At 54.8% G+C, this 17875-nt stretch carries 17 protein-coding genes; 8 read left to right on the top strand and 9 right to left on the bottom strand.

The genetic code is table 11. From position 1 onward, the window contains the following. Window positions 1-184 precede the first annotated feature (184 nt). The 3 genes from DV709_RS05825 (at window position 185) to DV709_RS05815 (ending at window position 2491) form a co-directional block, all read left to right on the top strand. The gene (locus DV709_RS05825; RefSeq protein WP_117592542.1) at window positions 185-877 is read left to right on the top strand and encodes a nucleotidyltransferase domain-containing protein; all 693 of its coding nucleotides are present in this window, start codon (window positions 185-187) and stop codon (window positions 875-877) included. After that, window positions 858-1376, top strand: a complete 519-nt coding sequence (locus DV709_RS05820) for a DNA-binding protein (RefSeq protein WP_232819697.1) — start codon at window positions 858-860, stop codon at window positions 1374-1376. The genes DV709_RS05825 and DV709_RS05820 overlap by 20 nt, the downstream gene beginning before the upstream one ends. Window positions 1377-1558: 182 nt before the next feature. Beyond that, window positions 1559-2491 carry an ArdC-like ssDNA-binding domain-containing protein gene (locus DV709_RS05815; RefSeq protein WP_117592540.1) on the top strand — a complete coding sequence of 311 codons (933 nt, stop codon included), beginning with the start codon at window positions 1559-1561 and terminating at the stop codon, window positions 2489-2491. A 17-nt stretch (window positions 2492-2508) separates the two neighbouring features. Here DV709_RS05815 and DV709_RS05810 read toward each other — a convergent pair whose 3' ends face one another. From DV709_RS05810 to DV709_RS05785, 6 genes are all read right to left on the bottom strand, one after another. Then, a complete protein-coding gene (locus tag DV709_RS05810; RefSeq protein WP_117592538.1) occupies window positions 2509-2796 on the bottom strand; it encodes a DUF3006 domain-containing protein in 288 nt (95 codons plus the stop codon). Continuing rightward, window positions 2793-4250: a lamin tail domain-containing protein gene (locus DV709_RS05805; RefSeq protein ID WP_117592536.1), complete on the bottom strand. Its 1458-nt coding sequence runs from the start codon at window positions 4248-4250 to the stop codon at window positions 2793-2795. The genes DV709_RS05810 and DV709_RS05805 overlap by 4 nt, the downstream gene beginning before the upstream one ends. 204 nt (window positions 4251-4454) lie before the next feature. Continuing rightward, a complete protein-coding gene (locus tag DV709_RS05800) occupies window positions 4455-5471 on the bottom strand; it encodes a hypothetical protein (protein WP_117592534.1) in 1017 nt (338 codons plus the stop codon). Continuing rightward, complete coding sequence (locus DV709_RS05795) at window positions 5468-5674, bottom strand: DUF4177 domain-containing protein (RefSeq protein ID WP_117592532.1); 207 nt, start codon at window positions 5672-5674, stop codon at window positions 5468-5470. The genes DV709_RS05800 and DV709_RS05795 overlap by 4 nt, the downstream gene beginning before the upstream one ends. Window positions 5675-5746: 72 nt before the next feature. Continuing rightward, on the bottom strand, window positions 5747-6466 hold the full coding sequence (locus tag DV709_RS05790) for a DUF2270 domain-containing protein (protein ID WP_101294143.1): 720 nt from the start codon (window positions 6464-6466) through the stop codon (window positions 5747-5749). Between the two features lie 230 nt (window positions 6467-6696). Then, window positions 6697-8028, bottom strand: coding sequence for a hemolysin family protein (locus tag DV709_RS05785; protein WP_117594144.1), 1332 nt, complete (start codon window positions 8026-8028; stop codon window positions 6697-6699). A 401-nt stretch (window positions 8029-8429) separates the two neighbouring features. Between DV709_RS05785 and DV709_RS05780 the strand changes: the two genes are divergently transcribed. Both DV709_RS05780 and DV709_RS05775 read left to right on the top strand, forming a co-directional pair. Continuing rightward, window positions 8430-8999 carry a DoxX family protein gene (locus DV709_RS05780; protein WP_117592530.1) on the top strand — a complete coding sequence of 190 codons (570 nt, stop codon included), beginning with the start codon at window positions 8430-8432 and terminating at the stop codon, window positions 8997-8999. A gap of 170 nt (window positions 9000-9169) precedes the next feature. Continuing rightward, window positions 9170-9718: an SWIM zinc finger family protein gene (locus tag DV709_RS05775; RefSeq protein WP_117594142.1), complete on the top strand. Its 549-nt coding sequence runs from the start codon at window positions 9170-9172 to the stop codon at window positions 9716-9718. Between the two features lie 243 nt (window positions 9719-9961). Here DV709_RS05775 and DV709_RS05770 read toward each other — a convergent pair whose 3' ends face one another. Then, window positions 9962-12688, bottom strand: coding sequence for a PEP/pyruvate-binding domain-containing protein (locus tag DV709_RS05770; RefSeq protein WP_117592528.1), 2727 nt, complete (start codon window positions 12686-12688; stop codon window positions 9962-9964). Then, window positions 12681-13346 carry a TetR/AcrR family transcriptional regulator gene (locus tag DV709_RS05765; protein ID WP_117592526.1) on the bottom strand — a complete coding sequence of 222 codons (666 nt, stop codon included), beginning with the start codon at window positions 13344-13346 and terminating at the stop codon, window positions 12681-12683. Before DV709_RS05765 ends, DV709_RS05770 begins: the two co-directional genes overlap by 8 nt. Window positions 13347-13563: 217 nt before the next feature. On the opposite strand from DV709_RS05765, the gene DV709_RS05760 reads away from it, so the two are divergent. Further along, a complete protein-coding gene (locus DV709_RS05760) occupies window positions 13564-14496 on the top strand; it encodes a transcription initiation factor IIB (RefSeq protein ID WP_117594140.1) in 933 nt (310 codons plus the stop codon). A gap of 229 nt (window positions 14497-14725) precedes the next feature. Then, a complete protein-coding gene (locus tag DV709_RS05755; RefSeq protein WP_117592524.1) occupies window positions 14726-15136 on the top strand; it encodes a MarR family transcriptional regulator in 411 nt (136 codons plus the stop codon). 349 nt (window positions 15137-15485) lie between these two features. Here the strand turns inward: DV709_RS05755 and DV709_RS05750 are convergent, their stop codons facing one another. Continuing rightward, a complete protein-coding gene (locus DV709_RS05750) occupies window positions 15486-16526 on the bottom strand; it encodes a hypothetical protein (protein WP_117592522.1) in 1041 nt (346 codons plus the stop codon). Between the two features lie 140 nt (window positions 16527-16666). Between DV709_RS05750 and DV709_RS17635 the strand changes: the two genes are divergently transcribed. Next, the gene (locus DV709_RS17635; RefSeq protein WP_157972656.1) at window positions 16667-17206 is read left to right on the top strand and encodes a hypothetical protein; all 540 of its coding nucleotides are present in this window, start codon (window positions 16667-16669) and stop codon (window positions 17204-17206) included. Window positions 17207-17875 lie beyond the last annotated feature (669 nt).

Genomic DNA, 17875 nt, shown 5'->3' with positions numbered 1-17875 from the left:
CCTCCTCGCTGTCATGGAGCTTGTCTATGATGTCTGAAGTCATACTGCCACGTTCAATGTTTGTGAGGGTTTTCGTATCGTGTTTCTATGCTCATTGTTGTGAACAACCAATACCACATGAGGATGCTCCCCTCCCCCTATTTAGTAATAAATTTTAAGAAGTAGTGTAAAGACTACCTTAACAATGATAACGAAGTCGAACAGTAACTCGAATGATGGTACCCAGATATTGCTCGATATACCCCTTCAAGACAGCCAATTATTCAAGGGTAAAGCCACAGACGACATCCTTCTCTTTTTAACTCGACATCACGACGAGTCGTTCTCAATAACCGAGATCGCTAAGGCAGTTAACTACTCGCGACCGACGATTACCAAAACAGTCGATCGCCTCTCTAACAACGACCTCGTTGTTGAGGAACGCAACGGGTCGCGTCGACTCGTACAAATCAACCGCGCCCGGTTAACTATCCCAGACAACGCCTTTCTCGAAATCCCACAGGTGGAATTTCACGCTCCAGTAAAGGCAGCGACAGAGGCACTGACGGGAGAACTTGATGGCGTCCTTGCTGTTGTTCTTTACGGAAGCGTCGCTCGTGGCGAGGCTGATCGCCGCAGCGACATTGACCTCTGGGTGTTGGTGCGAGAGGACAGAATGAAAAATCAGCGACGGGCGAACCACGTCAGGAAATCACTCGAAGAGGACACGTTCGATGGCAACCGGTATGCCTTCGAGATTGATGTCGAGGGTCTGCAAGCCGTTCCGAACTACGTAGACGACCTGCAAGATATTCTACGCAACGGAATTGTTGTCCACCAAACAGACGAGTTCGACACTGTCTGCAACATGGTTCTGCATGGTGATTCCGGTGAGTGACCCAACTGTCGTCAGGGAGGCACTTGATGCGGCTGTTGATGCCTTCAACGAGGAGGGGCACGGCATTCCGATTCGAGAACCAGATATCGACACGAACGCGGACTGGAAGACCCAACTTACCAAGGGGTGTCGGCTCCTCGCCGCTGTCGAGGAACTCGAGGGCATTGGTTACTACACTGCGACTGTCGAGTTGTGCTTCGGCATCATCGAGCGGTCGCTGGAAGCGTTTGTTATCGTGGAGGGAGGCGATACGTTGCGAGACTTCCAGACAGATTCACACGACCGTTGTTACGACCGGGCGGCGCAGTTCGGCCTCTTCACACGAGAATTGACGCGTGAACTCAAAGATCTGTACGGTGACAATCGGACGGACAGCTACTACGGTGGTCGCCATCCAACGAAGCGCCAGGCTGAAACGGTGCATCGGTTGTCGCGCGAAATCCACCGACACGTCACCAACCAGATTCGTGAAGGCGGCGTCTGTAATTGCGAGCAGTGACCGGCAAGCGGAATAGTGACCTCCAAAACTGCGATGACTTCTTCCACGGGCGAATCTGAAGAACGCATCTGTATTACCTGAGAACTCCCTAGAGACCCTCTCACTGACAAATTTTATCGACCCTTGAGGGGTGCGGGGCGCTCCAGTAGGCGTGAGCGTTCCGTTGAGAGGTATCTCGACGAATGTCAACAACGGAAAAACGAGTCACGTTCGACGAATCGGAAACACGCAACGACCAGATGCAGGCATCAATCGACGAGTGGATCGAGGATCTCACAGCACTCGTCGACGAAGCCAGAACGACAGCGGAGTTCCAGACATGGCTGGATGTTCAGAGTCGGTTCCACGACTACTCCTACCGGAATACACTCCTCATCAGACAGCAGTGCCCGCATGCAACGAGGGTCGCAGGCTACCGGACGTGGCAGACGGAGTTCGACCGGCACGTCATAGAGGGCGAACAGGCAATCTGGATCTGGGCCCCCATCATCACCGACAAATGCCCGGAGTGCGGGAACAGTCCTTCCTATCACAATAACACAGATTGTGAGTACGACGAGACACCACCTGAAGAGTGGAACAGAGGCGTCGTCGGATTCAGACCAGTTCCTGTCTTCGATGTCTCACAGACGGAGGGCGAATCACTTCCAGAACTCGATACAGACGCACGTGGCGATGCATCAGATATTCTCCCTGCACTCCTCGAAGTCGCTCCGAAATATGACGCCGACGTCTCCATCGTTCCACCAGTCAAGTGGGAACATGGTGAGGCAGACGGAATCTGCAAGTACCAAGAATCAGACCTCTACCAGAAAATCAAGGTCAAGCAGAAACCGGACGACGCTGCAGTTGCAGGAACGCTGATTCACGAAATCGCGCATGCAATTTTGCACGACACGGCGCTTGACGAAACAGAGAGAGCGAAGCGGGAGGTCGAAGCTGAGGGGACGGCGTACATCGTCGGTCGGTATTTCGACCTCGATATGAGCGGCTCCGCGTTGTACCTGGCCGCGTGGGAAGGCGACGACCCTGAAGCAATCGCTGACCGGTTGCAGCGAATCAGTAGTACAGCGGAAGAACTCATCGGCCGAGTATGGACAGCAATCACCGAGTAAAACCAGAGGGGATGAATTTAGGCGTCGTCCACGTCTTCACTCGGAAGACGTTGTGAGAGTCGATTGAACCGGTCTTGCGCACTCTCTTTTCGCTCCTGGGTCTGCTCCGGCTCGTACTGCAGTTCCGTTACTGCCTCGTTCGTTTGCTGAACCGAGAAGATGGCATCCTGATGCTGTCCGTCTGCCGGAAGCATCGCTTTGGGGAGGACGATTTCGTCGATGAGGTCGCCGTCTTCTTCGACCAACAGGACAGCGTCGTCCTCCTCGAATCGGTCAAGTACGAGGGTGTTTGTTTTCTCAGTCATTCGTAGCTCTCCTCTACTACCACCGTTCCAGCATCGTCGGTGACGATCACCGTGTCACCGCCGTTGTTCCAGATTGCGCTGCTGGATTCCCAGTATAGCTCTGTGTCCGTATCCGTCCCACTTCCCGTATAGAGGGTTACTTGCGTACCGGGTTCGAGCGTGAAGCCCGAGGGAACGGTGTACGTGTGTCCCGCTTCGTCTTCGATGGTCCAACCGGACATATCGAGTGGTTCGTCACCTGTATTCTCGAAGACGAGATATTCGTCGTTGAGGTTCTCGTTATCATTCCCCTCGGCGTCCGCGTGAACGTCTATGAGTGCGAGTGCTGCATCGGTTGACTCGCTGGGAGTCTCGGTTGGTGTCGACGTCTCCGTTCCGCCATCGGTGACAATTGGCTCTGGATTGCTGATCCCGCCAGCTAACGTGATACGTTCTACAATCGGATCATCGCTTCCGGGTTCGATTGGGTCTGCAGAGCGCAGTTCAGTAGGATTTGTCGTAGCGTTCCGTTGCGTTGAGACGGTGAGGTTCTCACCATCACTCGAAATGACTACATTGCCGTGGACTGCCGTCCAGTAGGCCGGAATCGAACGGTCAGCGAATCGGGTCAGCGTCTCACTGTGCGGATGTCCGTACTGAGAGTCATACGCACTAGAGATAACGGTGAGATGTGGCGAACTCGCCTCAAGCAAGGCATCACTGCTGCTTGATTGGCTTCCGTGGTGGCCGGCTTGGAACACAGTCGCGTTGAGTTGTGAACCGTACTTGTCGACGAGATAGCGTTCTCCTTCGGATTCTGCATCGCCCGTAAAGAGGAACCGCTGCTCACCATGTGTCACCATCAGCGCGATACTGTTCTCGTTTCGTTGCCCGCCCGCAAGCGGTTCCTCTGGTGGGGCAAGGACGGCGACGTTGACCCCTGCAACAGGAAGTGTATCGTCTGAGGCTACCTGATAGAGCGGGACATTGTGCGTCTCTACTGCGTCAAGGTACTCTTCGTATGTTTGCGAACTCGACGAAAGTCCTGGATCGTAAACAGCACCAACGCCATCGGCTTGCGTTTCGTAGTACCCGATAACAGCTGCGTGCCCACCAATATGGTCGGCGTCCGAATGAGAGGTGACGAGGTGATCAATTCGAGTGATGTTCTGTTGCTTCAGATACTCGAGGACGTACTCTCCGTCATTACGCCAGTCACCCGTATCGATGAGTATTGTCTCATTCTGCGGTGTGACGATGAGTGTGCTCGCGGACTGCCCCACGTTAATGTAGTGGACATCTACAGTACCGTTTGCAGTAGATGTCGATTCGGTCGCTGTGTGGGTCGAAGCAGTGGTTGTTGACGACGTGGTTTCTGATTCTATTGACGAATCCGTCATCCCACTCCCCGCACATCCTGATACAACGACGAGTAGTGCAACGACGAGAGCAAAGAGTGCCCGTTGACCGGTCATACTCCTGACTCGGGGGCATTACGCAAAAGTTTCACGACTGTCTAAGTGATATTATGATATTCAGGTCAGATACTGAGAAGGCGCTGTTGGAACTCATCACTTACTGACATCTGTTCCTAAGCTGTGCTGCATACAGAGCGCGTGTCGCTCAAGATGCCGAGGTCAAATCGCTAAGTACAGAGGAGCAAGATACTGCGTCGGATCTTAGCGTTGTGATTCGCGGAGGATCAGCGGCTCGATGGCAAGTGTCCGTTTTGCTATGGTGACGATGCGAAGGACGTACGAGACGAACAGCATGAATGGAACGAGCGTCACCGCAAACGCACCGCCCACGACGAGGATGATGTGATCGAGACCGAGTGTGCTTCCCGGGAACGTCCCCGCATCGACGATTCCGACCATGATACCCGCAACGGCCAATGCCGGGACTGCAGCATAGAGAATCATCTGAGACATGTTGATGAGTGCCCACTGGAAGTACAGCGTCTTGATGTGTTCGCGCGCCGGACCAAACAGAGACAGCGCTGTTTTGAGGTCATCAAGCAAGCCGTGTTCTTCCTCATTGAGGCTCTCTTCGTATTCGTTCGCGAGACGTTCAACTTGGAAAATTTTCCAGCTATAATTGAAATTCAATGCGGCGAATAGCACATCGAACGAGCCGAACTGCGCACCCTCAAGTTGGTCACGGACCGTGTCAGCGTTCCCAGTGACGCTTTCAGCGAACTCATCGACCTCTTCTCGGAGGTTTTCGTTATCATTCTTGTCAATCGACTCTCGAAGAGCCGTAGTTCGTTGTGCCGTGATTCCGATGATCTGCCGGAGGAATTCGGATGGATCGGCAGGACTCGGAGATCCGATTAATTCTTCAGTATAATCCCGGAAATCCATCGAACTGGACATACGCTCGCGTTGATCGCCGAGCGGGCCGTTCTCTTGGGAGAGGACGAGCTGCCCGATCGTGACGACGAGTGTCGTCCCAGTCACGATGACCGTGATCATCGTCGAGAACATCGTTTCGATCATGTCGCCGGACTCTATTTGCCGTGAAAACGGTGGCTCGAGGACAGCGACGGCGATGACGAATGCGACGAACACGGCACTGGTCAGGACGCTGGAGACGAGAAGGCGGTTCGCGCGCAGCAGCAACCAGAGTTTAATCCGACTCTCGCCCGAGCGCTCACGCATCGTGTTGGCCGTACTGATGTCGGTCTCGTCAGTCATACTGGCTCACTCGATTGGGTAGGTCGCTTGAAAACGAGGTACTTGGTGCCGCCTCCTTCGTAGTCAATCGTCCCCACAAACTCCCAGCCCTCTGCACCGAGTTGATTCAACTCTGCTTTCGGATCCTCTGCTTCTTTTTGGGTCTCATCGCGCGGTGGGCGAAGCGTCTCGTACTCCCAGCGGGTCACTTCTGATTCGGACATCACTCCTAGTAGGTACTGCAGCCCTCTATATCCCGTTCCACTACCGAGATGGTACATATACGGAGAACGGATTTATCGGTCCGTCTCTTTCCAGTCGTCCGGATCACCCTCACGGAATTCACCCTTGGCATGGCGCTCGCGGGGCCAAAAAGTGACGCCCAGCAGTACGACGTAGAACACACCCACAACGGCAACCACAACAATCCCAGGGAGACGGGCGATTCCAGCGGTTGTCAGCCAGTCTTGGCGCGGCGCGAACGCTGTAATCCTAAAGACCCACGCGACCAAGAGGACACTGAGCAGCGCGAGGTAGACACGCCGGAGCCGGTTTGCGAGTGCTTCGTAGAACGAGACTTTCAGCGTCGGCCTGCGATAGTCCCCGCTCAGTTCAGCTCGCCAGTCGTGACTTTCAGTGCCTTGCGATGGATCGAGGGCGTTTGCGAATAAGTTCTCTTGGATGACTCGAACACGAGAGCGAAAGACGTCGTAGTCCCGGTACCGCCGTGCTTCGATGCCCAGAAAGATGGTGACGACAACGATCCCGATCAGCAAAATATAGTGTGGGTTATCAGCACTCGAAAACGCCCACGTCAGAATTGCTGCCATCAGCGTCACCGCCCACGTCGTCGTCTCGTCGAGGCGCTGCCGCCACGTTCCTACTCGGTCTACCTCTCCGCGATAGGCGTGGGCCATCACCGAACCGAGTCCCGTACTGTCGTCAACCATTTCGCGGCCGATCTCCCGTTGATCTGGTGCTGTTGGGTCGAACTCGTCGCTACCCGAATCGGTCATAAAGGAGAGACACCTCCTCGCTCCATAAGCAGTGTTGGTGACGGCGTAATCTGAGTGTTAGTACTGGAGAACATCGAACAGTACGCAGGTGTAGTGAGCGAGTAGTCACCGGTTTCGACGTGAAACAAACGGAGTCGTTGTGCTGAACTTATCCTCTAAGTCCTGCACGCCGATTTTAACAGATTTGTGATCTGCTACACTGGAAAGTATGAGGATCCACGCAAATCCTGTCAGTCCACTGCTGGATCGTCGATATCTCTTTCGTGGACCCATACCGTCGAAATTCGGGTCCCCTCGACGCCCGTTACCTCAACGACGTGACCGTTGATCTCGACGCGGTCACCAGGTTCTGGCACGCGATTGAGTCGTCCCAGCACCAGCCCACCGATCGTTTCGACCACTTCGCTATCGAAGTCGCCATTGAGGGCGTCGGAAACTTTCGACAATGGGACTCCGCCGTCAATGTCGTACCCCTCATCGTCACGCTGACGTATCGAATGTTCGCGCTCATCGAGGTCGAACCCGTCTCGAAGGTCTCCGACGAGGGCCTCAACGATGTCTTCGACCGTCGCAATCCCCTCGAACGCCCCCCACTCGTCGATGACTGCGGCCATCTGCTGGCGATCCTCCCTGAATTGTATCAGGAGATCGCTAATTGACATGGTCTCCGGGACGATGAGAATTTCGCGGGCGATGTCACCGACTACCTCGGCATCCCCATCGTCCACCTCCGCTTGCAGCACGTCCTTGACGTCCACGAATCCGACCACTTGGTCACCGTCGTTGGCGTCAAGAGCCGGATAGCGCGTGTGACCGGACTCGAAGACGATCGAATGTAGTTCGGAGAGCGTGGCATCCGCCGGAACGCTCACCACGTCCGGTCGTGGGACCATGACCTCTCGCAACACGGTGTCGTCAAGATCGAAGACGCGCTCGATCATCGTCACTTCTGCCATGTCGATGTCCCCGCCCTCGCCCGATCGTGTTAGTACCCGAAGGAGCTCCCGCTCGCCGAGTGTCTCATCCGTTTCGGACGCAGGCGGCACACCAAGCGACCGCGTGAACGCGTTGGCTGCGCCGTTGAAGACGACAATTCCCGGATAAAGTACGTAATAGAAGAACTTCATTGGCGGGGCGAGGAACAGCGAGAGTCGCTCGGTCTGGGCGATTGCGAGCGTCTTCGGCGCGAGTTCACCGAAGACGACGTGGAGAAACGTGATGATGCTAAAACCGATTGCGAACGCAACGAGATGGATGAGATTCGCCGGGAGAACCGATTCCAGTACGGGTTCGATGAGCGCCGCTACTGCGGGTTCGCCGACCCATCCCAGTCCGAGCGAGGCGATGGTGATGCCGAGTTGCGTTGTGGCGAGGTAGTTGTCGAGGTTCGTCATCACATCTTGGAGCGTCCCCGAGCCGGGCCGCTCTTCCTCAACGAGCTGGTCAACTGATGTCCCCCGAATCCGAACGAAGGCGAACTCTGCAGCGACAAAAAAGCCATTGAGCACCACGAGAAACAGCGCTAAGACGATTTGTGCAGCTGAGAGCGCGATGTTTACCATCGGTACCCCCGGAACGTACTGCCGTTCGATTGTAGCGTGTCCATATTCATGCATCTCGTTCCATCGACTAAAACCATCTAATGAATTCGCGGGTGACTGTCTGCTGTCAGTAGTGAACTGATTTTGTGAATCTAAAGGCCATCGACTGTCCTCTCGTTCTGCCGACTGCCTGCGAACAGGGGCTCCGACATTTAGTAGGCGCATCAGCATCGGGTCCTGCTGAAGAGAAGCTCTGTATGCAGCACGTAGCTCCTATCAAATTCCGAGGATTTCGACAGAGCTACTGAGACCACTTCCGTCGTAGAATACGATCGTGCGTATTTCTTGGCTGCGTGATACAGTCAGTCAATATGTGTTTATTATCTGGGCAAACGTCAAGATAGGTAGGAGGTTTTCTCCCAATGTCTGCAAACACCATTCCAACAACTACTGTAAATTCCTTCGAGAGCTCTATCGGCGGCTACACCATTCGCGGACAGGCCCACAGCCTTAGTGCGTGGTTCGTCCTCGCGCTGCGTCTCGTCATCGGCTTCGCGTTCTTCTACTCGGGGGCAACGAAAGTCCTCGGTGGATTCGCCTCCCAAGGCTACCTCGCGAACGTCGCGGCGACGAACGGCAATCCTCTAGCAGGGATGTTCCTGTGGATGAGCCAGACGCCGTGGTTCGTCAGCTTCGTCGACGTCGCCGTTCCGTGGGGTGAAGTCGCCATCGGTCTCGGCATCATGGTCGGCCTGCTAACCCGCCTGGCGGCGTTCTTCGGCGCGATGATGATGGTTCTGTTCTACTTCGGGAACTGGGACCTCGCCCACGGGTTCATCAACAGCGACTTCATGTACGCGTTGGTGTTCCTCGCGGTCGCGGCGTTCGGCGCTGGCCGCATCCTCGGACTCGACGCGCTCGTCGAACAGTACAAGATCGACGGCGTCGCACTCATCGAGAAATACCCGAAGCTCGACTACATCCTCGGGTAGCTCTCTTCGTCTCTCCTCGTTCTTTTTTCCGTTTTCCTCGTTGCTCCGCCGTTCCGACTGGGTCATTTTTGTGCCGCTGTAGCAGTTCCTCGAGACTCGTCTTGAGCCAGTTTTTCGCGCCCCCGGAGGGCCGGAGGCGCGAAATTCACGTAGTCGTCTCCGTGTTTGCCATGTCGAGTCAGAAACAGCACGTAGGGGTAGAACCGACCAGTAACCAACTCAGCCGTTCTCGAAACTGGAAGCAACACCAACTCCTTCGAGTCGTCGAATGGATTCCTGGCCGAGAACCAACAGACAGCTACGTAGAACTCCCAGACCCGAAGGTACGAGAGTACCGTACGAGCTACTGGCGTTGTGAGAAGTGCGGACAAGAGCGCAACGACGTTGAGGACTTCATTGAGCGATGCACTGTCGAGTCATCAACTGACGCCGTAACCGACGGCGGGTACTCGATTGACGACCCGCGAACTCGTCGGGCAATAACCGAAGACATCAACGTTCGCTTCGGAGTGTGTGGACCGCAGTATGTTGTCGAAAGCGGGAGCGGCAATACGTACGTTGTCGACATCGCTACACGGAGTTGTAGCTGCCCTGACTACGAGAAACGGGAACCCAAGAATGGGTGTAAGCACATTCGTCGGGTCGATATGGAGATTCGAGCCGGAAAGACGCCTAGGCCGGATGGGCGGTTCGTCCGGCCAGGGACGACTGTGAGATAGTGAAGTAGACAGTCGATAGGTGACCACCTTTCAGAGGTATACTACGGAGTGGCTACAGGGGAGGTGCTAAGTATACTATTGGGCACCGTTTTTCACGGAGTGGTTTCTGAATGCCACCTCCGTATACATAGTATAAAAACACCTCCACTAACTTTGTCTAAGGGTCTGAGTAATAGAGTCTACGCGAGATGGGTTCTGCTAATTTCAGCGTAGTTCCTCCAGATTCGGACGTTGAACCGAGTGTCAGCCGTCTATGATCTGGACGAGGCCACGTGTACCATCAATCCGAACTCGTTGGCCAGTTTTTATCTCGTGTGTCGCCTCAGGTACCGAGACAACGGCCGGGATTCCGTATTCGCGAGCGACGAGTGCGCCGTGGCTCATTCGACCGCCGACCTCAACGACCATGCCCGCAGCGTTCAGAAACAGCGGCGTCCAACCGGGGTCAGACGACGGTGCGACAAGAATTTCGCCTTTCTCGATGGTCTCCTCTGTAGGATCACGGATGACCCGTGCGATGCCCTCAACGACACCACCGGAGACGCCAGTACCGACGAGTGAACCTTCAGGGACGTCTCCACGGTCAATTTCTCCCCTGGGTGCTTCGCCTTCGCTCGTCAACACAGGCGGGGCGTCTATCGACTTGTGATGCTTGAACTCGACTCGCCGAGCGGCGATGTCAACGCTAATTGATTCACCTTCCAGTGCGGTGAGCAGTTCGTTGATGCGTAGGAACCAGACATCTGTCGGGTCGTCGAGGTGTCCTTCTGTGACAAGCATATCACCTGCATCGCGAAACGCCTCACGCCATGCTGCGAACATGTGTGCGGCTCCCTGCTTAGGGTACTCACGGGTCTGAATGTAGCCCCGGTAGGTCCGAATTAGTCGCCGAGTGACTCGTCGACGTAGCGGGCCGAGGAGGCCGCGTCCAGCCCGTTGCTCTAACCGTTCAGCTGCTGCGAGTGCCTCCTGCTCCATCTGTCTGACGTGCTTGTGGTGTTCGCCTGTCTCGGCGTGGTTGAGGTTTGCACGAATCGTTGCGAGCAACACCGAGGGATCTTCACGCCACCGAGGACGGCTCACGTCAATCTCGCCAGTTGCGCGGTGTCCGAACTCGTCGAGGAATCTGTCGAGTTCGGCGCGAAATTCTTCACCGCCTTCGAGCGACTCGATTGCGTCAATCGAGGCTCCCTCACGGAGTGCGGCCGCGACCGAAGGATTGTCGCGAGCTATGTCCGCAAGGTCCCCGAGTCCGAGATTGATCCGAGTCACCACTTCTTTTGGGAATCCCCGACCGACGGCATTGACGTCCTCGGGGGCGTCCGGGAACATTCCTTCCAAAACCTCGCCGGCTACGAATGCCCCAAGCAGCGGGCCAGTAGGAGGAAAGTCGATAGCGACGTCCAGTAAATCAAAGACTGTGCGGACCCGCTCGGCTGGTGTCTCTTGTTCACGGACCTGCGATGCGATCTCTTGACCCCACACTGTCCACTTCTCTTCCTCGTGTTCGGGTGAGGCTGGTGTTTCGACAAACGCGCCGAGCAATCCGTTCGTCATCGCCGATAGGAGTGGTTGGCTGGCCGTCAGTCCCCGCCAAGTTCTACGGACGAGCGTGGGTGTCGCCGCCAGCGTCTCTATAAGTGACCGGTCGGGATGGAACTCCTCGCTACGTCGCTCGAGGATAGCCTCCATGGCGGCCCCCATCGGTTCGCTCGTGGCCGCAAGTTGCTTCGGGACTAGATTCCGGAGGACTCTAATCCGCAAGAGGTTCGTCGCATCCATATACACCCGTCCGCCCGCCTCGACCCCCCATGGGCCGCGACCATCAAACCCGAACGCCTCGAACGTGGTCTCGGTGTAGGACATCCAGACATCTCGTACCAGCGGGGGTAATGCCTCAGCGAACGCCTGCGCGTGCCCCAGGCTGTAATAGACGTGAAGTCTGTCGTCCGTCGGCTCTGGGGTGGGTAGCGGGAATAGCGAGGTTATCGGCCGCGACTGAACGACTTGGATTTTGCCGTCTTCGAGACACCACTCTATATCCTGAGGGTACCCGAACAACGTTTGAATTTTCGTCCCTAGTTCGACTAGCGTCCGCACTTGCTCGTCTGTGAGAACGCGATTCGAGCGCTCGGCAGCCGAAAGCTCGACTGTCTCGACGCCCCCTTCGGAACGCGGTCGAACCGCCATTCGCTGGTCACCTATCTGGTAATCGATAATGTCTCCGGTTGGGGTATCGACCCGAACGGCGTCAGCCGCAGTCTCACCCGAGACGAGTGCCTCCCCAAGCCCTAGGACGGCCTCGATAGCGGCGATACGACGATTGCCGCTGGTAGGGTCGGCAGTAAACAAGATTCCAGATATACTCGGGGTGACCATCTGCTGGACGACGACTGAGAGTGCAACGTTCTCGTGCGAAATTCCGTTCTTCGTGCGGTATGAAATGGCACGATTAGTGAACAGACTCGCCATGCAGGCCCGAACGCTGTCGACGATTTCATCAATACCTTGGACGTTGAGAAACGTCTCCTGCTGACCGGCGAAGGAGGCGTCTGGAAGGTCTTCAGCTGTCGCCGAGGAACGTACAGCATACGCTGTCTCGGTCTCGCTTTCGGATTCTATGTCGGCAAGTGCGTCCTCGATAGCCTCCTGAATCGGTGTCGGTACGTCGAGAGCGTTGATGCGAGCGCGAAGCGACGACCCTACGTCGGTGATTCTTTCGGTGTCCGCTGGATCAAGGTCCAAGAGGTCGTCGCGCAGCTCGTTGACTAACTCGTCGTCGACGAGTTCCCAATACGCGACAGTTGTCACGCAAAATCCGTCGGGTACTGGAAGTCCTGCCTCAACGAGTCGAGCGAGGTTCGCCCCTTTCCCACCGACGAGCGCGCGGTTTGTCGCTGTCGGGTCGCGTAACGAGACGACGTACGGACCGCCGACTCCGCGGGAGTCTGCGTCTCCAATGTTACTCATCAGAATCCTCCGAGGAATCGCCCCCTCGGGTCAGTCCCGACGCGACGGCGGCAACGAGCGTGTCTCGAACCTTTGGATACCGTTTCTCACCAATTTGCTCCTTCTGGAGGGCGATGCGACTGACCGCGCGAATTGTCTCCGCAACGGTCTCAGGATCCGGTCCAACAACCTTCCCTTTGTCGTACCAGTCTGTGATGTACGGAAGGAAGAACCCCATCGAGTGAGTGCGTTCCTCCTGGAGTTTTTCATCTGAAACGCTGTTACGGAGATGGTCGACTTCGTTTTCAGCGAGAATCCGCTGGAGCAGTGGGTTCGACTCGAACTCGTCAAGCGTTACATTGAGGAGCGCCGCGATAGCTTGTTCTGGGTCGTCGTACGTTTCGACAGACTCACGCAGGAGTCGAGGAATCAGCGCCTCATTATACTGCTCAAGAATGTCGACGTAGAGGTCCTCCTTCGAGTCGTAGAATCGGTAGAACGTCCCAGTGCCAATCCCTGCTGACTCAGTGAGTTCCGAAATCGTCGTCTTCCGTACCCCGTAGCGAACAAACAATTCACGGCCGGCCTCTCGGAGTGACTCACGAACTTGTGCCCGCTTTTCGTCTGTAAACGTCGGCATGAGTTGATGATTGCGGCACTGAATCGTTCGCCCAGCCACCGCCCTCTAAGTCTTAGACGCCATATGAATATTTGAAGATACTGTTCAAAACCTCCTGTGGATGATTTCACTAGTTGGCAGTGTCTACGAGATCGACTGTCTTGCCGAATCGCGGTTCATCCGACCTGGGATGACTGTGAGACGGTAGCTCAGAGAATTTTATTGCCGCCCCCGAGGGGTGCGGGGCGGTCAGAAAGTGGTCGTCCCGAGATCAAAGATGACGACGAGAAACGTCTACACGACAACGTTTGACGAATCGAACGGACAGACCATCCAAGCCGAACACTGCCCTGAGTGCGACGGCAGGCTCCGAACTGAAGGTGGTGAACACCAGTGTAGCGAGTGCGGGTTGATCGTCAATGAGTACTGGATCGCCAATGCATCGAAGCCGCGGGTGTTTTCATCGGAAGAACGGAGTCGAAAACGGACTGGTGCGCCACTCACTGTGAGCCGTCACGACCGTGGACTGTCGACCGAAATCGGCTACAAAACGGACGGATACGGCAAGACGCTCTCTGGGAAGAAGCGACGAGAGTTCGGACGGCTTCGCAAGCAGCAGAGTCGAGCTCGATTTGACTCAAAACAAAAACGGAACCTCGCACATGGTTTCGGTGAGATCAAGCGAATGGCCAGTGCGCTCGGAGTTGACAAAAGCGTGACCGAGTTCGCCTCGCAAGTATTCAGAACGGCTCAAAAAGAGAACCTTCTGGTCGGACGATCAATCGAGTCGATGACAGCAGCAAGTCTGTACGCAGCGTGTCGATGTACGAAGGTAACTCGGACGCTCGACGAAGTTGCACGGGCAGCTGCGTGTCGACGCGGGCGCGTGAAAAACGACTACAAAGTGCTCAACGCCGAGTTGGGGTTAGCGACAGCGGTACAGCGACCGAAGCAACTCGTACCGCGGATTGCGTCTTCTTGTAATATCTCCCGACTGGCCGAACGACGGGCACTCGAACTCGCAGATATTGCTTGGAGTGAGGGACTTGCGAACGGGCGAGCGCCCTCAGGCATCGCAGCAGCGTGTATCTACATGGCTGTCGACGAATTTGGTGAGGCGATTACGCAAGCAGAGATTGCAGAGACAGCTGGGACATCCCCTGTAACACTTCGAGGGCGATACGCAGAACTACAGGGAGTGGGGCTATGATATCGTCGGTACGAGTTTAATCGGAACATTTCGATCTCGTCGAGTTGCTCCTTTGTGCTCGTGAGGATCTCCTTGGGGATAGGCGACTTCTCGTCAGTCATACGCATTCAGTCGCGTCGTCTAGAGATTTGATTCCCAAAGTAAATCACCGACTCAAACATACTTAGTTTACCTTGGGGTGATTTACTCAAGGGTAAACTACTCGTCGTCAGACCGTCTACTGTGACCTATGAGCACCGATCTTGAGAGTGCTACGGGAACAGAAACCCGAGGACTCGTCCATTTTGTCACCCAACAGACGCGATTTGCGCTCATCAATAACATCCTCCAGCACCCCGAACAGCTTCCCTCGATGTACGAATTAGAGGAGCTGAATCCCAGCGTCAGCGACGCTACTGTCTACAAGCATATCCAGAAGCTGATCGACGCTGGCATCGTCAAGGAAGTTGCCCTGGACGACGGTGAGCGTCGGCAGGGCTACCCCTGGAAGTTTTACGGTCTTACTGAGGAGGGTCGGGAGTTCCTCGATGAACACAACCTGGTCGCAGCAGAGGACACGCTCCAGCGAATCTACGAGACTATTTCTGACAAGCCAGAGAAGATGATCAAGTACGAGAATGCGCCACGTCCTACCGAGTAGCGCGTCCGATTTGTGGCTCACGCCTCAGGATAAGCAGCTAATCTATCTACAGCCGCTTCAAACACTCTGATAGAGAGGTCACCGATTTTCGTGATGGCGAGACGCCCCGAGCTTCGAACCACTTGACTTCGAGGTGGTTCACGAACGTCGGCATATTCTCCAGTTCTACGAACCTGTACGTGACGCTCGCGGTTACGTAGCCTAGACTACAATAGTTCAAAACAACCATAGATTATTCTACGCGATGATGGGAGCAGCTAGCTGAATGAGAGGGCAGGCTCTGGAAATAGAAATCGTGATTTCCGGAATCTTGGTTTCTTAATTTTTTTGATATTAGCGATTTGTCGACTCAGTACTGGTGCTCGAAACTCAAGTCCACGTGTTCGTACGTGTATGACTTGATCTCCTTTTCGTCACAATAGTCTGTGAGTTCTGATGGCAAAAGGTATGGGTCCTTTCCGAGATGTTCTTTGAGATGGTCGACGAATGCGATACAGATATTTTCGTCATCACCATCCTCTTCTGAAACCTCAAGTACAACGGCTAAATCTGGGTCGTGGTAATCCGGCTTGATAACGTAATCTCCGGGCGTGAATGGGTTCGCTGCCGACTCCAGATTGGTATGCTTGTACGTATAGAGTCTGATATCTTGGTCATCACAGTACGAAGCGAGCTTTGCAGGATGGATTTCACGCCAATTCGCAGGACCGTCGTCTAACATGTCTGGGAACGCGACGCTGACTGCCTCCCCATCCATCGTCTGCCCGTAGACGTTGACGTTTTTCTCAGGGGGAAGGACCTCGATGACGACCGCGACCGATGCATCGTCGTCACCAGCTTTCACTACACGGTCTCCAGGGGAGAACGGATTCTGTGGCTTCTGATTCAGATGCGCTGTGTTCGGCCCGAGATCGTGCAGTTCGTTCATCGGTCGTGCAGCGAGGTGTGCGAGCTTCTCTGGTTCCTCACCGGAGTACACCTCTTGTGTCTTGACCTTCGATTTGAGCGTCTCAGTTCGCTCCCAACCGAGAAGAATGAGCGCATCCTCGTTATCTCGATGCCACACCATGACGATAATGTCGTCATCGGGATCGTTTTCGAGGATGTTCGCAGGTCGGAATGCAGAGACGTCACGGGAGGTTTTGACGTCAACCTTGTAGCCGAACACCTCGAAGTCGTGGCCAGAGAAACTCTCGGGATTACAGCGGCGCATCGCTTCCTCGTTTTCCCACTCCCACATCTCTACCGGGAGGTATTCACGGCAAAATTGCTCGAATGCGAGTTCGCCGAGATTCCCAATTCGTTTGACGTCTAAGCTGTTAGCACCTTGGATTACGGCCTGGTGGTGCGCCCGTTCTCGATCGATTTCATCAGGCGTGTAAAGATACACTACAGTCAGATTATTTGACTATGTGTTGTATTTTATTGTTCTCAAGTCTCTGGAAAAGTCTATTTCATCTCAGGACCAAGTCTGGGGGTCTCAAAATCGAGCGAGAATTATACCAGTACGTCCATTTCACCGATATCGATATGCCGAACAATCGGTTTGAGGCCGCAGCACGCGACCTCCAGCAGCTATCAAGCGTCATCGAGTGTGCTGTATGGTCTGACAGTATCTCGGTCCGCTACTCCGGATCACTCTCTGAGCTCCGGATGACCGCACGCAAACACGACCTATATTGGTGCAATCTCGACGGCGTCTTCTATGCCGATCCACTACCCGTTGAAAATGCTGATGGCGAATTCGTGCCCACTGACAAGCTTGCACCTGCTTCCGTCGTTGCAGAAGAGGATGCAGTACAGACAGCACATCTCATCGAAGAACACGGAGACAAACGACTACTCGTCGCAACCCCTGGCGTCAAAGACATTCTTCGATTCATGGAACTCAACGGTGTCGACGGCTGGATGCTCACCGAAGCCAAAGAAGCACAAATCCGGCTTGCCCCACCAACATCTGGTGCCTCCTACCTCCTCAGACGAACCACAAGCCAACTCCGTCGTCTTCGCAGAAAACAACCACCCACCCATCCATCCCAAGACACACACTACGTTGGCGACGACGAGTAAGTCTATATGCTGGCAATAGATTACCCTCACACACTGGATCTCGAATGAATTCTCCTCCAAACGGTTGGGCAAGGTCGAGTTTGCGACGGAGAATTTATCGGCCTCAAATGGGTGGAGGGCAATTCAGTGAGTCAACTTTCGAAGTTCGACAACCGTATCGTTCGTACTTGGATTCGACGTCTATACACGCTTGGTCGACGGCCTTCAGTATGAGTTCCAGCATCGTGCGACCATCCGACCCCTGACCGAGATACACACCTTATCGGGGGTGGTACATTCGTTCCTGTGAGCGCTGTGGAGAAGTGCTGGACCGACGTCGATTGGCGGCAGAACAGTATGAGCGCGAGTAGTCCTTCAGAGCAAGCCAGATGAGGAATACTGTTCACGATATTAGAAACATCGATGATAAGATTTGTTCACCGTGTCGTGAAAGAACTCGGATTCCTGAAGAATAGAGACCAAATCTGATAAATTGGATCAGAAAAATCTATGGTGACTGAGTTCTTCTGATAGAATAGTGGTGATTGCATGAGCACGACTAATGAAGACGGTGAGAAGGAGTATGGAACAGCTGAACTGAACCATCGGGGCCGACTGACGATCCCAAAAACGCTCCGAGACGAACTTCAGCTTGAAGGTGGTACCACTTTCAAAGTTGTTCGCGAAGGG

Origin of the sequence: Haloprofundus halophilus (genome assembly GCF_003439925.1) — an archaeon.
In the GTDB taxonomy this organism is placed as follows: Archaea; Halobacteriota; Halobacteria; order Halobacteriales; family Haloferacaceae; genus Haloprofundus; species Haloprofundus halophilus.
The sequence above is the reverse complement of the archived record's forward strand: the minus strand, read 5'-3'. Positions and strand labels throughout refer to the sequence as shown.

Excerpts from the sequence above, each read along its gene's own strand:
- DV709_RS05825 (WP_117592542.1), top strand. The coding sequence starts at position 185 with ATGATAACGAAGTCGAACAGTAACTCGAATGATGGTACCCAGATATTG.
- DV709_RS05820 (WP_232819697.1), top strand. The coding sequence starts at position 858 with ATGGTGATTCCGGTGAGTGACCCAACTGTCGTCAGGGAGGCACTTGAT.
- DV709_RS05815 (WP_117592540.1), top strand. The coding sequence starts at position 1,559 with ATGTCAACAACGGAAAAACGAGTCACGTTCGACGAATCGGAAACACGC.
- DV709_RS05810 (WP_117592538.1), bottom strand. The coding sequence starts at position 2,796 with ATGACTGAGAAAACAAACACCCTCGTACTTGACCGATTCGAGGAGGAC.
- DV709_RS05805 (WP_117592536.1), bottom strand. The coding sequence starts at position 4,250 with ATGACCGGTCAACGGGCACTCTTTGCTCTCGTCGTTGCACTACTCGTC.
- DV709_RS05800 (WP_117592534.1), bottom strand. The coding sequence starts at position 5,471 with ATGACTGACGAGACCGACATCAGTACGGCCAACACGATGCGTGAGCGC.
- DV709_RS05795 (WP_117592532.1), bottom strand. The coding sequence starts at position 5,674 with ATGTCCGAATCAGAAGTGACCCGCTGGGAGTACGAGACGCTTCGCCCA.
- DV709_RS05790 (WP_101294143.1), bottom strand. The coding sequence starts at position 6,466 with ATGACCGATTCGGGTAGCGACGAGTTCGACCCAACAGCACCAGATCAA.
- DV709_RS05785 (WP_117594144.1), bottom strand. The coding sequence starts at position 8,028 with ATGGTAAACATCGCGCTCTCAGCTGCACAAATCGTCTTAGCGCTGTTT.
- DV709_RS05780 (WP_117592530.1), top strand. The coding sequence starts at position 8,430 with ATGTCTGCAAACACCATTCCAACAACTACTGTAAATTCCTTCGAGAGC.
- DV709_RS05775 (WP_117594142.1), top strand. The coding sequence starts at position 9,170 with ATGTCGAGTCAGAAACAGCACGTAGGGGTAGAACCGACCAGTAACCAA.
- DV709_RS05770 (WP_117592528.1), bottom strand. The coding sequence starts at position 12,688 with ATGAGTAACATTGGAGACGCAGACTCCCGCGGAGTCGGCGGTCCGTAC.
- DV709_RS05760 (WP_117594140.1), top strand. The coding sequence starts at position 13,564 with ATGACGACGAGAAACGTCTACACGACAACGTTTGACGAATCGAACGGA.
- DV709_RS05755 (WP_117592524.1), top strand. The coding sequence starts at position 14,726 with ATGAGCACCGATCTTGAGAGTGCTACGGGAACAGAAACCCGAGGACTC.
- DV709_RS17635 (WP_157972656.1), top strand. The coding sequence starts at position 16,667 with ATGCCGAACAATCGGTTTGAGGCCGCAGCACGCGACCTCCAGCAGCTA.